This is a genomic window from Streptomyces sp. NPDC048496 (assembly GCF_043200055.1).
Lineage (GTDB): Bacteria > Actinomycetota > Actinomycetes > Streptomycetales > Streptomycetaceae > Streptomyces.
Genome location: NZ_JBICXB010000029.1, coordinates 1 through 15,188 on the forward strand (window position 1 = coordinate 1; position 15,188 = coordinate 15,188).

Annotated in this window: 10 protein-coding genes; 6 read left to right on the forward strand and 4 right to left on the reverse strand. The window is 69.3% G+C overall.

All coding sequences use genetic code 11. The features are described from left to right. Window positions 1-235: 235 nt before the first annotated feature. Window positions 236-3,739 carry a DNA polymerase III subunit alpha gene (locus ACGFSA_RS23540; RefSeq protein WP_393307220.1) on the reverse strand — a complete coding sequence of 1,168 codons (3,504 nt, stop codon included), beginning with the start codon at window positions 3,737-3,739 and terminating at the stop codon, window positions 236-238. A gap of 248 nt (window positions 3,740-3,987) precedes the next feature. Here ACGFSA_RS23540 and ACGFSA_RS23545 point away from each other — a divergent pair, with 248 nt between their 5' ends. Continuing rightward, window positions 3,988-5,043 (forward strand): DUF3533 domain-containing protein, encoded by a 1,056-nt coding sequence (locus ACGFSA_RS23545; protein WP_393307222.1) that lies wholly within the window; start codon window positions 3,988-3,990, stop codon window positions 5,041-5,043. A gap of 72 nt (window positions 5,044-5,115) precedes the next feature. On the opposite strand, the gene ACGFSA_RS23550 is transcribed toward ACGFSA_RS23545, so the two are convergent. Continuing rightward, window positions 5,116-8,694, reverse strand: coding sequence for an AAA family ATPase (locus ACGFSA_RS23550; protein ID WP_393307224.1), 3,579 nt, complete (start codon window positions 8,692-8,694; stop codon window positions 5,116-5,118). 420 nt (window positions 8,695-9,114) lie between these two features. Here ACGFSA_RS23550 and ACGFSA_RS23555 point away from each other — a divergent pair, with 420 nt between their 5' ends. Next, window positions 9,115-9,993, forward strand: coding sequence for a septum formation family protein (locus tag ACGFSA_RS23555; protein WP_393307226.1), 879 nt, complete (start codon window positions 9,115-9,117; stop codon window positions 9,991-9,993). A 314-nt stretch (window positions 9,994-10,307) separates the two neighbouring features. Next, the gene (locus ACGFSA_RS23560) at window positions 10,308-10,649 is read left to right on the forward strand and encodes a hypothetical protein (protein WP_393307228.1); all 342 of its coding nucleotides are present in this window, start codon (window positions 10,308-10,310) and stop codon (window positions 10,647-10,649) included. Window positions 10,650-10,663: 14 nt separating this feature from the next. Here ACGFSA_RS23560 and ACGFSA_RS23565 read toward each other — a convergent pair whose 3' ends face one another. After that, window positions 10,664-11,122, reverse strand: coding sequence for an ATP-binding protein (locus tag ACGFSA_RS23565; RefSeq protein WP_393307230.1), 459 nt, complete (start codon window positions 11,120-11,122; stop codon window positions 10,664-10,666). A gap of 239 nt (window positions 11,123-11,361) precedes the next feature. Here ACGFSA_RS23565 and ACGFSA_RS23570 point away from each other — a divergent pair, with 239 nt between their 5' ends. After that, window positions 11,362-12,180, forward strand: a complete 819-nt coding sequence (locus ACGFSA_RS23570; protein ID WP_393307336.1) for a helix-turn-helix domain-containing protein — start codon at window positions 11,362-11,364, stop codon at window positions 12,178-12,180. Further along, window positions 12,177-12,383, forward strand: a complete 207-nt coding sequence (locus tag ACGFSA_RS23575) for a DUF397 domain-containing protein (RefSeq protein ID WP_393307232.1) — start codon at window positions 12,177-12,179, stop codon at window positions 12,381-12,383. Before ACGFSA_RS23570 ends, ACGFSA_RS23575 begins: the two co-directional genes overlap by 4 nt. Window positions 12,384-12,455: 72 nt before the next feature. Here ACGFSA_RS23575 and ACGFSA_RS23580 read toward each other — a convergent pair whose 3' ends face one another. Beyond that, window positions 12,456-12,620: a hypothetical protein gene (locus ACGFSA_RS23580; protein ID WP_393307235.1), complete on the reverse strand. Its 165-nt coding sequence runs from the start codon at window positions 12,618-12,620 to the stop codon at window positions 12,456-12,458. A gap of 142 nt (window positions 12,621-12,762) precedes the next feature. On the opposite strand from ACGFSA_RS23580, the gene ACGFSA_RS23585 reads away from it, so the two are divergent. Then, window positions 12,763-14,787 carry an N-6 DNA methylase gene (locus ACGFSA_RS23585; protein WP_393307237.1) on the forward strand — a complete coding sequence of 675 codons (2,025 nt, stop codon included), beginning with the start codon at window positions 12,763-12,765 and terminating at the stop codon, window positions 14,785-14,787. The last annotated feature ends 401 nt before the right edge of the window (window positions 14,788-15,188 follow it).

Consider the following 15,188-nt stretch of genomic DNA (forward strand, 5'->3'; position numbering starts at 1 on the left):
CTTGACAGCGCCGGAGGCCGCACGCACCTCGATTTCCCCTGCGGACCGGACGCCTGCCATGCCACCTTCGATCCACAGGTATTGACGATTACTCCGCTCCCACTCACATCCGCCAATGCGGCGTTGGGGGGAACGACCTCGACGACCGGGGTGATGTCGCCCAGGACCTGAAGAAGTGTCTCCCATGTTTCCCGAGGCGGTCCTGGCGCCCGGGTATAGATAACAGCCATCTCGCTCACCCTGCGCTTCCAGGACTGGAGAGCCAGAACTTTCCGCCCCCCATGGAGTCACCGCCGGCGGGCCTGAGATCCGCCCATGGATCCATTTCGACGCCGTTGGCAACTTGAATCGTTCGGCCATGCCTTCTCGTCTCAGGGGCAGGGCGCTCCTGGCGCTCTGCCAATCGGTCCGCCACAGCGTCGAGGCCTCCGGACCGGCGCAACTCCGCCAGTTCCATCAGATCCCACGCGGCAGAGCCGACAACACTGAGCGAACGCGGCCCACGGCGTTGGACTTTCCCGCGGACCAGCAGCAGCCAGCTGTGAAAGATCGTGTGAGCGCAGTCGGCCTGACTGTCGCTGAAGAAAGCCAGGTCTACCAGGCCGGTTGAGTCGTCGAGGGTGACGAAAATGATCCGCTGCGGCTCCCGCGCGGTCGCCTCTCCGTACGGGCTTGACTTGGTGCGGTGAACGATCGGCGGGGTCTGCGTCGAGGCCCGTACCCCGGCGACGAGAACCTGCCCGCCTGGACGGGCTCCGGCCAGATGCGCCGCGTCGGTGGCACCGATCTCCCGCAGCAGCCGGTGATGGTGCTCCATCAGATGCCTGGAGACGTCGATGCCGAGCGTGTTCAGCTCCGCGCTGAGGGCTTCGCGTCCGGTCATCTCCGGCAGACCACTCGGCTCCGCTCCGCCGACCGCCTCCACGTCGATGGGCAACTGGCCCTTGCTCGCGGACCGGGCGCGGGACTGCCGGTGGAGTTCGACGATCTGCAGCAGCAGATCCCGCCGCGTGAGGCGCCCGTCGTGCGGGGAGTTCAGAGCGCCGATCTCCGCGAGGCGTTCGGCGACCGGTCGGCTGGGCCGGGCCCGTTGCCAGAAGTCCGACAGCGATCCGTACGGCTGGGCCTCCTCGATCCGCGCGCATTCCTCCTCGCTGATACCGCGCACCGCGGACAGCGCGAGCCGCACGCCCCACTGTCCCCCGTCGGCCCGCTCCACGGTGTGCTTCGTCCTGGAGTGGTTGACGTCGACGGGCAGGACCGGGACGCCGCGTCGGCGGGCGTCGGCGACGATGACGCGCTTGGGCCACATACCGGGGTCGTGTTCGAGGAGGCCGGCCAGCAGGAAAGCCGGGTAGTGCGCCTTGAGCCAGGCGCTCTGCAGAGCCGGTACGGCGAAGGCGACCGCGTGCGCCCGGCAGAAGCCGTAGGCACCGAAGGCCTCGACGGTCTTCCACACCTGGTCCCGGACCGCAGGGCTGTAACCGCGGGCGGCCGCCCGGCGGTGGAACCAGTCCTTGATTCCGGGCAGTCGCCCCTTGTCACCGAGAGCCCGCCGGGCGACCTCGGCCAGAGCGCGATCGCAGCCGGTCAGCACCGACAGCGTCTCAATGATCTGCTCGTGCCAGATGGTCACGCCGTAGGTGTCGGCGAGCACGGGTTCGAGGTCCGGGTGGGCGTAGGCCGGTGTACCGCCATGACGTGCGGCGATGTACCGCTCGGGCATCCCCCCGGCAACCGGTCCGGGGCGGAAGAGACTGATGTCGGCGATGACGTCCTGCGGGTCACGGGGCTGCAGGCGCGAGAGAAGATCCTGCTGGCCGGGCGATTCGAGCTGGAACAGCCCTATGGTCTGGCTCTCCTGAATGAGTTTGAACGCGAAGACGTCGTCGAGCGGCACCTGCTTGGGGTCGTCCAGGTCAATACGGTTGCCGGTCGTCCGTTCGATCTCGACAACGGCGTGAGCCATCGCGGACTGCATCCGGACTCCCAGAACGTCCAGTTTGATGTTGCCCAGCGCCTCGATCTCCTCCTTGGCCGCCATCGCCATCGGGTAGTCGCCCTGGGGGGTGGGCTGCACGGGCAGCCGGTCCAGGAGCGTCGCGTCGCTGATGATCACTCCGCAGGGGTGCATGGCCATGCCGTGAACCAGGGAGTCGAGGCCCTCGGCGAGCTCCCACAACGGCCCGTACCGCTTCGCTTCGGCCGCCAGTTGACGCAGTTCGGGCAGTTCGGCGAGTGCGCCGGTGATGTCCGACGCCCGCAGGTGCGGGAAGCTCTTGGCGATCCGGTCGACGTCCGCCGGTGCGATCCCCAGCGCGAGGCCGGTGTCCCTCAGCGCCCGGCGGGCCCGGTAGGTCTCGGGCATCGCGGTGACCGCCACCCGCTCGGTGCCGAACCGGGCGAAGATCGCGTCGTAGCATTCCAGCCTTCTGGCGGACTCCACGTCGATGTCGATGTCGGGCAGCGATGCCCGTCGCACGCTCAGGAAGCGTTCGAACAGCAGGCGGTGATCGAGCGGGTTGGCCGTGGCGATGCCCAGCGCGTGGCAGACCATCGAACCCGCGCCCGAGCCGCGGGCCGCGACCCGGATGCCCAGCTCCCGGATGTCGGCCACGACCTGGCCGACGGCGAGGAAGTACGAGTCGTAGTTCAGCTCGGAGATCACGCCGAGCTCTTCGTCCAGCCGGTCGAGCGCCGCCCGGTCACGGTCCAGGCCGCGCCGGACCATGCCGGCCTCGCACTGGCGACGCAGAAACTGTGCCGCGCCGCCCGTTCCCGGCTCGACTCCGAGCACTGCCGGTTCCGGGAAGTGCGGTGTGCCCAGCCCCAGGTCCGCCCTGGGATCGACGGAGCACTCGGCTGCCGTGACGGCGGTGTCCGCCAGCAAACGGTCTGCCCGCCGGACGTCCGCTCCGGCACACTCGGCGATCGACTGCGCGATGCGCGCCATCGCTCCTTCGTCCTTGAGCCAGCGCTGCCCGCTGTCCAGGCGGCGCCGGTCGATGGGGCGCAGCAGTCGCGCGGCATCAAGGACGTCGGCGAGCCGGTGCTGCTCCGGGTCGGCATAGCGGACGGCGTTGGAGAGCACGACGGTGGTGTCGGTACGGTCCCCCAGCGCCAGGGTGCGGGCGGCCAGCCGCAGCGATCCCGGGCCCGTACCGGACCGCCTGTGCAGGACAGCCTCCAGCCGTACACCGCTGCCGAAGATCTCCCGCCACGGCGCCAGCAGCTTCACCGCGACGTCCTCCCGGCCTGCTGTCAGTGCCCGTACCGGCTCCGAGAGCGGTCCGAGCAGCACGATCAGACCGGGACCGCCGTACTCGCGCAGCGCCTCCCACGGCACCACCACCGGGGCCGCGCCGCCTGCCGTGCCCGCGTGCGCGGCCGACGTGATGCGGCACAGCCGTGCCCATCCCGTCCGGTTCCGCGCGAGCAGCACGACTCGCAGGAGCGGCTCGACGACGTGGGCACCACCGCGCGCCGGGGTGCGGCGGCGCTGCACCGGAGGAGGGGGTGCGATGGCCTCCACGGCCAGATCGATGCCGAAGATCGGCCGGATCCCGGCTCCGGCGCAGGCCTTCGCGAACCGTACGGCACCGGTGACCGTGTCCCGGTCGGTGAGCGCGAGCGCCGTCGTGCCGCGCTCAGCCGCTCGCCGGACGAGGTGTTCGGGGTGGGCGGCACCGTAGCGGGCGGAGTATCCGGACGCGACATGCAGATGGGCGTAACCCGCCATGCCGCACCTCCATCACTTCACCCCATTTGAACCCTTTGCCCAATACATCCATCGTACACTCGTTCGATTACTCTAACCCCCATCCACCTCGGACGATGACGTGATTCGAACGCATGGCCTATTCCGTGGCATTCCACACAGCGGCTCACCACGACTCCGCCGGCACGGGTCATCCGGCGGGCGAGCCGGGCAGCCGTTCGGCCCAGCCCCACCTGCGCAGACAGGGGGCACCCCGGACCATGGGGGGCATGACTTTCGCCGACGAGGTGAAGAAGGCCGTCGCTCCACGGGCCGCACTGCTCGTCATCGGTGTGCTCGCGCTGCAGCTGCTGTTCATCGCGTCCTACATCGGGGCACTGCACGCCCCGAAGCCGACGGACGTCCCCTTCGGGGTGGTCGCACCCCAGCAAATGTCCGCGCAACTCGTCACCGAGCTGAAGAACCTCCCTGGCGGCCCGCTGGCCCCGCGCGCGATCAGCGACGCGGCCACGGCCCGCGAGCAGATCCTGAACCGCGCCATCGACGGGGCACTGATCGTCAACCCGGCCGGCCCGACCGATACCGTCCTGGTCGCCTCCGGCGGCGGAGCGGCGCTGGCAAGCTCACTGACCGCGATCATGGAGAAGGTCGGTCTGACCCGGCAGCGCACGGTCAGGTCCATCGACGTGGCACCGGCTTCCGACCAGGACTTCGACGGGCTCTCGTCCTTCTATCTGGTCGTCGGCTGGTGCGTCGGCGGCTATCTCTGTGCCTCGATCCTCGCGATCAGCGCGGGCTCCCGGCCGGCCAACCTCGAACGGGCACTGATCCGGACCGGCGCCATGGCGCTGTACTCGATCGCGGGCGGTATCGGCGGCGCGATCATCATCGGACCGATCCTCGGTGCCCTGCCCGGAAGCATATGGGCCCTGTCCGGGCTCGGCGCCCTGGTCGTCTTCGCGGTCGGCATGATCACACTCGCCCTGCAGGCGCTCACCGGCATCGTCGGCATCGTCGGCATCGGCCTGGCCGTCCTGATCATCGTGATCGCGGGCAACCCGAGCGCGGGCGGCGCCTTCCCGCTGCCGATGCTGCCGGACTTCTGGCGGGCGATCGGCCCCGCGCTGCCACCGGGTGCGGGGACCTGGGTGGCGCGCTCGATCGCGTACTTCAAGGGCAACGCGGTGACCGGACCGCTGCTGGTGCTGTCCGCGTGGGCGGTCGTCGGCACGGCGCTCACCCTGCTGCTCGCCCTGCGCCGCAGGCAGGACGATGCGGAGGCGACGCGCACGGAGACGGTCCCCGGCAACTCAGCACCCACCTGAGGCGTGTTCCGGCAGCCGCGCCGCCCGTCTGCGGGCAACGGGTCGCCCGCGCCGAGAACACGCCCCGCGGCCTCACTCCCCGGCCAATTTCTCCGTCCGGGCCGGCACCCCTTCGGCCAGGGCGATTTCGACGCCCTCGCCTTCCCAGCCCTGCCGGGTGCGCCACAGGACCTGGATGCCGAAGACTTCGTGGACAGTGGCCGCTGACCAGTCCTCGGCCGGGGGCCCGGCCAGAACGAGGCAGAGGCGGTCGGCAGGCTTGGGCAGCGTGTGGTTGATCTCGATGAGGCGGACCGCTCCCGCGCGGAGGTCGGCGTACGTGGCGAGACCGGCACCGAGCACTTCGTACAGCAGGTGACCGTCCTCGGTCACGCACTCGACGTCGGCGACCGCGGAGTCGGACTTCGGCTGCCGGTCGGCTCGCAGGAGAGCCGCCATCAGTTCGAAGCGCACCGCCTCATGGGTCTTGCAGGTGCGGTCGGCTGCGGCCGAGGCCTCCAGGATGTGGCGAAGTCCGGTGCTCGGAGTTGCCTGTTCCGATGGGGCGGAGGCGACTGCGGTGGCGGTCATGGGGTCGATTTCCTTCGGCTCGGACGACGCGGGGGTCTCGGACGACGCGGGGGTCTCGGTCGGATCGGACGGCTCGGGGGTCGCGGCCGGCTCGAATGGCGCTGACCGCGGCGCGGAAACGGGATGGCCTGGCGTGCCCTTCGTCCCCGGGTCGGCCGCGGCACCGATGCGCCGCTCGATGGTCCGCCGTGCTTCGGCCAGGTCCTCGGCCCAGCCACTGAGCTCCAGCTCGGCACGGAACCGGTCCAGGTCCGGCGTCCCGGAGGCCGTCGCCCGGTTGGCGTTGGCCGCCAGGTCCCGTAGCAGGTTCAGCCGGGTCCTGTCCGGGGATCCGAGTACGCGCCAGACATCCAGCCAGTCGTGCTGGTCCAGGCGCAGGCAGCGGTTGGCCATGCCCTTGAGCTCCGAGAGCCGGGCTCGGAAGTCGTCCGGGACGTTCCCGCCTGCCAGCTCCTCGACGACGCCGAGCGCTTCCGCGTACCGCGGGGCCATGGTGGGCGAGATGGGCCGGCGGCCGCGTTCGTCGACCGTGACGAAGCTGACGCTGGACGCGTGGCGCAGCACCCAGGCGTCCAGTTCCACCCCTCGGGACGGGGGCGTGGAGCCGTGGCGCACGGCCATGAGCAGCGGACGGTGGGTGGTGGGCGAGACGGCCTCGACCTTGTAGTTGCCGCCGGTGGTGTGGCCGATCACCCGGACCCGGATGTCGGTGCCGATCTCCGGGATGTCTCCCGCCGCCTCCGGTTCGGAACCGGTGTCCGTGCCGATGCCGGGGAGCGACTGCCCCGGGCTGTCGGCCGTGTCCGTCAGGGCCTCCGGGAGCGGGGCGGTGTGCAGAACCGTCAGGCTCTGGGTGCTGCGGGTCAGCGCGATGTAGAGCTGGCGCAGGCCGGACAGGCCGCGGTCGGCGATGGTGGCGGGCTCGACGACCAGGACGTGGTCGTACTCCATGCCCTTGGCCTGGGCGGCGGCCAGGACGGTCACGGCCCGGCGCCCCTCTTCCGTCATGCCGTGGGCCGCGTCCAGGTGGCGGCCGATCTCGTCGAGCCAGCCGGAGTCGTCGGGGACGATGACAGCCACGGAACGCAGCGTGCGCCCGTCGCTGCTGCCGACGAGGCGGACGGCCTGGTCGACGGTGTCGCCGAGCAGCTTCCACGGCTCGGTCGCGATCGTCCGTACGGCGTCGGCACCTGCCTCGCGCACGGCCCGCGGATAGGGCAGCGAGGGTGCGACCGTACGGGCCAGGGGGGCGACGAACTCCATGATCTCGGCGGGCACGCGGTAGCTGGTGGTCAGCTCTTCCACGCGCCAGTCGCCATGGTCGGACAGGAGTGCGCCCAGGCGGTCCCACCCGGCGTACGGATAAGGGCCGGTGGCCTGAGCAAGGTCGCCGAGGACGGTCATCGAGCCGCCCCTCGCGACGCGACGGCGCAGAGCGCGGGCCTGCATGGGGGTGAGGTCCTGGGCCTCGTCGACGACGATGTGACCGTAGCGCCGCGTCGTCTCGCCCGTGACGAGGTACCGGAGTTCTTCCAGGCAGACGCGGTCGTCCAGGGTCCAGGGGTCGTCCTCGGCCTTGTCGGTGCGCGGGCGGTGCAGAGCGGCCTGCTCCTCCTCGTCGAGGATGCCGTCGGCGCAGGCGCGCAGGAGGTCCGGCGAGTCGTAGAGGCTGCGCAGGGCTTCCCTGGCGCCGGGCGAGGGCCAGACACGTTCGAGGAGGCGCTCCACCCGGCGGTTGCGTTCCAGGCTGCGGCGGATCGTGCCGTCCGCACCGCGACGCGGGGCGAGGGCGGTGAGTTCCCGAAGGAGCCGGTCGACAAGCAGGCTGCGGAAGCGGTCGCGGCGCTCGCGGTAGGAGCCGTCGCCGTCACGGGCCTCGTCGAAGAGGGCGCGGATATCCGAGCGCGGAACGCGCAGGGTCGTGCTGCCGGCGGTGACGGCGAACGCGGGTTCGTCGCCCTCGAAGGAGGGCGGGGCGAGCTGACTGTCGAGGGCCTCGGGGCGGCACTCGTGCTCGACGCGGCGCCGCAGGACGGCCGCCATGCGCTCGTCGGACTTCACCAGCCGTGCCCGCGGAGTGTCGGTGCCGAGGATCTCGCCGTCCCACAGGCGGGAGAGCTGGACGGCGTTGACGTCGCGGGTGCCGAGCGTGGGCAGGACCTGGCCTACGTAGTCGAGGAACCGCTGGTGCGGGCCGATGACGAGGATGTCCTGGGCCTTGAAGTGGTTGTTGTTGACGAGCCAGGTCACGCGGTGCAGACCGACGGCGGACTTACCCGTGCCCGGACCTCCCTGCACGACGAGGATGTCGGACGGGGAACCCGTGACCAGGTCCATCTGGTCACGGCGGATGGTCTCGACGATGTCCCGCATGCGGCCGCTGCGCGAGCGCTGGAGCTCCCGGAGCAGGAAGTCGTCCGGCTGGAGGGGCTTGCGGCGCTGCAACCGGGCGACATCGGCGGGCGTGCGGGCCGACGTACGTTTTCCGCGCTCGCCGGCTTCCGGCTGCTTCGCGGCTCGGGGCGGTGCTTCCGCCCCGGCCTCGTCGGCGGTGGCGGGCTCCGCCGTGATCGCGTCGTCCCCGGCGGGCCGCGGTTCCGGGACGGCTTCCAGCACAGGGGCGACAGGTACGGGAGTCGCCGAGGCGATGTCGTCGAAGTAGTCTTCGACGACCTGCTGCGCGCAGCGTAGTTGCCGCCGCAGGACGACGTCGCCCGGCGTGTGCGGCTGCGCCTCGAACCACTTCGTGGCCAGCGGGCTGGTCCACAGCACGACGACGGTGTCGCGGGTCCGGACATCGGATACGGCGCGGCGGCCTACGTACCAGGGGCGGGGCTCCTCGCCCGGGTCTTCCGGCGCGTCGACACGGGCGATCACCAGGGACTCCTCGCCCAGCCCCCCGTAAGCCTCGGCCTTCTTCACGACGTCGAGCCGGTTGGCGATACCGTCCTTGCCGCTGGCCGCGGCCTGGGCGGCCGACGTCCCGGTCATCTCGGCGAGGCGCGCGGTATAGCAGTCGTACGCCCGGTCGACGGCCTTCTGCTCCTCTGCAATGACCTGGTTACGAGCGATGGTGTTCATCTGCTGTCCCTCCCTGGCGCCGTCCGGCGAAACGCCGCACCGGGTATACGTCAGCGCCGCGCTGAATGGCCATCAGGATCCGTTTCTTCACGGTGAGTCGGAGCCTTGCCCCGAGCCGGACTCCCGCCCCCCGTTGAACGCGGATCAGGTCACGCGCGGGCCGGCCCTTTGCGCGGCGACAGCCGCGAACACGGCACCCTTCTGAAGCTGTCACCAACGCAAGCATGTCAGTCATTGACTGAGTTCACAAGCTCGTCCGACACTTCTCGGCCACCCTTGAGCGCCGGACGACAACTCGTCCGGATATCGCCTGCACCACGACCGCCGGTGCACCAAAGTGCCTGCGCACAGCACTGTCACTGACATGCCATACGATGCGCACACTTGTTCACAACCCTTCCGTTTGAGGATTCCTACGTCATGTCTCTCGGTGTCACGTCCCGTTCCCTGCGCGGTATATCCGCTGTCGTAGCCCTGATCTCGGTCGGAGCGGTGGGATGCTCCGAAGCCCTCGACAGCGCAAAGACCGGCGCCAAGAAAGTGGTTCGCCAGCGATCGGTCTTCTCGCTCGCGACCGGTGACTGCTACAACCCGAACAACGAGGCGCCCAAGAGCGAGGAGTTCAGCGTCGAGGTCGTGCCGTGCAAGGAACCGCACAAGGGCCAGGTCGTCGGTGACTTCAAGATCGACGGGCAGTCGGCGTACCCCGGCGAGGACAAAACAGCGCAGATCGCCGACGAGCGATGCCCGGCCGAGGCGCAGAAGTTCACCCCCGACGCCTGGGCCCTGCCCAAGGGCGTCGACGTCTACTACTACTCCCCCACCAAGGAGAGCTGGGCGACGGGCGATCGGGCCGTGAGCTGCACATACACCAAGGAAGAAGGCACGTTCTCCGGTTCGCTGAAGAGCAAGCCCCTGAACGCCGACCAGCTCGCGTACCTGAAGGGTTCGAACGCCGTCTACGAGGCCCTGTGGACGAACCAGCCCGAAGCAGAGCATGTCGAGGACGACCTCGTCGGCTACAAAAAGCAGGCCAAAGCCGTTACCGCCGCGCTCGGCACCCACCTCACGGCCCTGAAGAGCATTCAGCAGCCGGAGACCGCCAAGCTCCGTGCACGGTTGGAGGAGACCGCCGGTGCGTGGGAAAAGGCCGCCTCGGCCGGTGACACGGACGCCTTCTACCTCGCCTACGACCGGGCCTTCGCCGGTATCGACCCGGGCAAGACGGTCGCCGCCCGCAAGGAGCTGAAGCTCGCCACCACCGTCCCGGCCGACGAAGCCGAGGTCTGGGCCGGCTGACACAGTTCACAACCCACCCGCCTGGTTTCAGCCATGGGCACAGCCGACCGTTCGGCTCTCGCCGGTGGCATGACCCCCGGCGGGTTCGCGTAGACAGCGTGGGCGCGCAGTTCCTGTTCCACGGCGCCAGATCTCCAGCGGGTCTTCCTCGGTCGGAGGAACAGCGAGAGCGGCAGTCTTGAGAAGGTCGCGAAAGGACACGTCGCGCAGGACCTGCCTGTCCACCGCTTCCAGCCGGTGTTGCGGGTTGGGCCCACCGGTTCGGGCAGGACACCGGTGGGCCTCGGTGAGACGGGGGCTGCTTCTCGGCGAAGATGTCCGGCACCTACGGCGGCCGCGTGGAGCGACGCTGTCCGATCCCCTCGGACCGGCCGATCTTCTTCCCGGTGCTCAATATGCAGCACACCAGGTCGTACTCGAGGGTCCCACAGTCCATGACGGTGGCGGAGGCCACGGCATCGCTCAACGGCATTCCGTTGCCGCTGCAGGAGTTCTCCGCGCCGTTCAGGACGGGGCTGACCCAGCGCTACGCATGGGGCATCTGGGGCGGCATCGCGTCACTGACTCCCGGTCAGTACGTACTGGAGATCAAGGCCAGGGCCACGAACGGTTTCTGGGTCGACACGACCTACCACCTGGAGTCGAAGGCCTCCTGATCCGGGCCGCTTTCCTATGGGGCCGGCGCCGTCTCCAAGAGCGTCACCTCCGCCCAGACCGTCTTGGTATAGGCGTCGCGGACTGTGCAGCCCCAGCGGTTCGCGTAGGCGTCAATGAGCAGTAGGCCGCGGCCAGAAGTGGCATCGGTGGGGGTGGGGGGCGGGCTCGGCAGAAGTCGGTCGGGTCGGGTGTCCGTTACCTCGATATGCAGGGCATGGGGCAGGAGGCGGAGCGTCAGCCGGAAGTCGCGGCCGGGGAGGTGGCCGTGGGTGATCGCGTTGGATGCCAGCTCGGCCGTGACGAGGGCGACGGTCCGTGCGGGGTCTGAGTCGTGCGGGAGGCCGCACCACTCCGTGAGCTGCTGGACTGCGAGGGTGCGTGCGAGTCGCGCCCCGCGTCGGGTGCTGCTGAGCCGCAGGCTGAACTCGGTTGCGGGTGGATGCGATTCGGGGGTGATTGCTTGTTGCTTCACGCCGCCATCCTGGGTGCGCGTGAACGGCACTGACCAGGCGTGATGGCCGTACGCGGGGACGGTCGTACGAGGGTGGGGTGCGTCGCTCCCCTTGGTTGTACGGGGCTTGTACGGGTGCTGTACGGGTCGGGGCCGTGTCCCGGGAATGTCCCTTCCTGTTGAACCTTGCCCAGTCGCAGTGCGGTGACCGGAAGGGCGTGAGGGCAGTGCGGGATACGCGGAACGGCCGCGCAACAAAGGTGAAGGCGAAAGAGGAGAACGACCTGCCGGGGGTGTGGGTGGCGTACGGCAGGCTCCTCCAGCATCTGCGTAAGCGGGCCGAGATGAACCAGCAGGCACTCGGGGACGCCATCGGCTACTCGCTGGAGCAGGTTGCCTCGGTGGAGCAGGGGCGACGGCCGGCAAAAGAGGCGTTCACCGTGGCGGCTGACCGGGTGCTGGCTGCGGGCGGGGTGCTGGAGGTGCTCCAGGACGAGGTGGACCGGGCGAAGCTGCCTCAGTTCTTCCGCAGCTTCGCGCTCATCGAAGCGGAGGTGGTGAGCCGGTTCTCGTACGATCCGCTGCTGGTGCCGGGGCTGTTGCAGACGGAGGGGTACGCGCGGGCGGTGTTCGCGGGGCACTGTCCGCCGCTGAGCGATGAGATCGTCGACCAGCACACGGAGGCACGGCTGGCACGGCAGAAGTTGCTGACGCGGAACCCGCTTGCGGAGCTGTCGTTCATCGTGAGCGAGGAGGCGCTTCGCGATCCGGTGGGCGATGCGGAGGTGATGCGTGGGCAGCGGCAACGCCTCTTGGAGGTGAACGCGTTGCGGAACGTCGCGGTTCAGGTCATGCCCGCCGGGCGCGGGTTTCATCCGGGGAAGAACGGGCCGTTCGTGGTCGTTGAGTCGAAGGAACTACGGCACCTCGGGTACTTCGAATCGCAAGGCGTCGGGTGCGTTGTTCATGATCCTGCTGACGTCAGCGCCTTTGGAATGCGATATGGCAAGCTGCGATCGCAGGCCCTGAACGTCGAGGAGTCTGCGCGGCTCATCGAACGGATGGCGGGAGAGACATGAGCGTGGAGCAGGTAACCGAGAACGCGGACGAGCTGCGCTGGTTCAAGAGCAGCTACAGCGGATCGGACGGCGGCGACTGCGTGGAGGTGGCTGCCGGTCACGACGCCATGTACGTAAGGGACTCGAAGGTGGCGGGTGGCGGACCGGTCCTGCGAGTCAGCCGGGGCGAGTGGGCGGCCTTCTTGTCGCTCACAGCCGGGTAGTGCCGAGCCGGGCTTCTGAACGGAACAACGGGCTCGCCCACGTCACTTGAAGTGATGCGGGCGAGCCCGTTGTCATGCTGACGGTTCAGAACAGGGCGCCCTCGGCAGTTTGTTGCCGATGCCCTCCCCGGTCATGGTCAGGCGCGGGTCCACGTCCGCGAGGGACTTGACCAGGCCGAAGTCGAGGATCTTGACGACGGTCGCCCAGCACCATTCCCGGTGCGAACGTCTGCACATCTCCCACCCTCCACATGATTTGCACAGTGACACCACAAGCCGAGCCTGTGAACAAAGTCAATATGCGTAGTAGCCTGCCAGTACTGCGGCCGCCGCTGGGATGCCGACCCGCCTAGCCCGCCAAGGACCCCGGAGACCCTCGATGAGTACAACCAACGCTGTACCGGTCAGCCTGGCCGAGATCGCCCGGATCGCCGGGGTGGGACGCGCGGCGGTGAGCAACTGGCGCCGCCGCCACGACTCGTTCCCCTCACGCATCGGCGGCACGGACGTCAGCCCGCAGTTCTCACTCTCCGAGGTCGAGCAGTGGCTGCGCGGCAACGGGAAGCTGACGGACGCCGGCGCCCGCGAGTTCCTGTGGCCGCGGTTCGAGGCGCTCGGCAGCAGGGACGAGTCGGGGCTCGCCATCGCCGAGGCAGCCCGCCGGATGCGCTCCCCCCGGGCCCGCTCCGCGGCACCGGGACTCTCCACCGAAGCAAAGGACCTGGTCGGCGAAGCTGCGCGTCTGGGGCGCGGCGAAGGGCCACGCCAGACGTTCGAGTTCTTGCTGCAACGGTGGCTGGACACACACGTACGGCAGCTCAGCACCACACCTACGCAACTGGCCACGCTGATGGCCCGGATCGCGCTCGACAGCCGGCTCGGCGAAGGTGAAGGAGGGCTCACGGTCTTCGATCCGGCATGCGGTACGGGGCATCTGGCAGCAGCTGCCGCTCAGGAGTACGACGGTCCGGGTCTGACGTTGCTGGCGTGCGAGCGGGATCCGGCTCTGGCTGCCCTCGCGTCCGCGCGCCTCGACTTCGTGACCGAGGGCCGGGACGTCCGCACGGAGATCGCGACCGTCGACGCACTGCGCGACGATCCGTTCGCCGGCCTGCGGGCGGATATCGCACTGTGCAACCCGCCGTTCAACGAACGTGACTGGGGCTACGAGGAACTGGCCACCGACCAACGCTGGACACACGGCCTGCCGCCGCGCACCGAGCCGGAGCTGGCCTGGGTACAACACCTGCTGACACACCTCAGGCCCGGCGGGACCGCAGTCGTCGTCCTGCCTCCGGCCGTCGCATCCCGCAAGGCGGGTCGCCGTATCCGTGGGTCACTGCTGCGTACCGGACTGTTGAGGGCGGTCGTGGCACTGCCGCCAGGATGCGCGCAGCCACACAGTGTCTCGCTTCAGCTGTGGGTACTCCGCGCAGCACCGGAGGGCCCCCAAGCCGGCCCAAGCGCTCAGGATGCCCTCCTGGTCGACGCGACACGGCTGGGGAAGCCGGGTACACGCGAGCAGGGGCCCGACTGGGATGCACTGACCGGGTTCGTCCGTTCCGCCGTCTCGGAACTCGACAAGCCCGGAGGCGAACTGCCCGAAGGTGCCGTACGGGTGTCCCTGCTGGACCTGCTGGACGACGAGGTGGACGTCACCCCGGGCCGTTACACGGCATCCGGCAGCGAACCGTCCGGGGTCGAACTCGCTGCTTCGTGGGACGCGCTGGCCGGCTCTCTGAGCGAGCTCGGCGATCTGACGAAATACCTGTCGCAGATCGGCCTCTCCGCAGCGGAGCCGCGGACAACTGCCACCGTGGGGGATCTCGTCAAAGCAGGCGCGCTCACCTTGCTCTCGGGGCAGCAGCCTTCGGACAGCACGGCGCCGCCGCAAGGAGCGGGTGTTCCGCTGCTCACCGTTGCCGACCTGCTGATGGACGGCACCCCCAGTGGGATGCTGGATCCGGGCGCCGCCCAGACCGTGGCCGAGGAGGGCGACGTGGTGGTTGCGGGGGTCGTTCGCGCGTTCAGGGCGTGGGTGCATCAAGGACCGCCGGTCGCGCTGGGGCCCCAGCTGTACGCCCTGCGCGTCACCCCGGAGAAGCTGGATGCCCACTTCCTCGCCGGCTGCCTGCGCGCACCGGCCAACGGACGCCAGGCGGGTACCCACGCGTCCAGTTCGTCCCGTGTCGACATCAGACGACTCCAGGTGCTCCAGCTCCCCGTCGAGGAACAGGCCACGTATGCCGAGACCTTCCGCCGTCTCACCGCCTTCGAGGCGCTGCTGACCAAGGCGGAGGGCCTCGGCAAGGGGCTGGTGGCCGATGTGGGCGACCGGCTCGCTGCCGGCGGTCTCGCAACTGCCCGCGGCGGGTCGTCTGCGCCGGCACGGGCGCACAACTGACGGACCCGCCCGGACGGGCCGACGTACCAAGCCCGCCCGGCACACTCAAGTCCGACCGGCGATCGAGGACACCGCAGCCCAGGACGCACCTCAATCGTCGGACGGGCCAAAGACCAAGCCCGTCCGGCGATTGAGGACAGAGTGGCCGCCGGACGCCTCCGACTTCACCGCACCGGCCAGATAGAACACAAGGTCGACTTCAGGACGCACACACGATCGCACCGTTCCACCCCACCCCGTTCACCTACCTGGAGCCGCACCACATCGGGTCCGTCTGCGAACACACCGTGCGACCGGCCGGTCGACAATGGGTGAGGGCTGGACCTGTCCGGTATTCGCTGTTGATTTACCTCAATTGCCATTCCTTTCAAGGACTTTGATGGGCCATCATCGAATTGGTG

Excerpts from the sequence above, each read along its gene's own strand:
- ACGFSA_RS23540 (WP_393307220.1), bottom strand. The coding sequence starts at position 3,739 with ATGGCGGGTTACGCCCATCTGCATGTCGCGTCCGGATACTCCGCCCGC.
- ACGFSA_RS23545 (WP_393307222.1), top strand. The coding sequence starts at position 3,988 with ATGACTTTCGCCGACGAGGTGAAGAAGGCCGTCGCTCCACGGGCCGCA.
- ACGFSA_RS23550 (WP_393307224.1), bottom strand. The coding sequence starts at position 8,694 with ATGAACACCATCGCTCGTAACCAGGTCATTGCAGAGGAGCAGAAGGCC.
- ACGFSA_RS23555 (WP_393307226.1), top strand. The coding sequence starts at position 9,115 with ATGTCTCTCGGTGTCACGTCCCGTTCCCTGCGCGGTATATCCGCTGTC.
- ACGFSA_RS23560 (WP_393307228.1), top strand. The coding sequence starts at position 10,308 with ATGTCCGGCACCTACGGCGGCCGCGTGGAGCGACGCTGTCCGATCCCC.
- ACGFSA_RS23575 (WP_393307232.1), top strand. The coding sequence starts at position 12,177 with ATGAGCGTGGAGCAGGTAACCGAGAACGCGGACGAGCTGCGCTGGTTC.
- ACGFSA_RS23580 (WP_393307235.1), bottom strand. The coding sequence starts at position 12,620 with ATGTGCAGACGTTCGCACCGGGAATGGTGCTGGGCGACCGTCGTCAAG.
- ACGFSA_RS23585 (WP_393307237.1), top strand. The coding sequence starts at position 12,763 with ATGAGTACAACCAACGCTGTACCGGTCAGCCTGGCCGAGATCGCCCGG.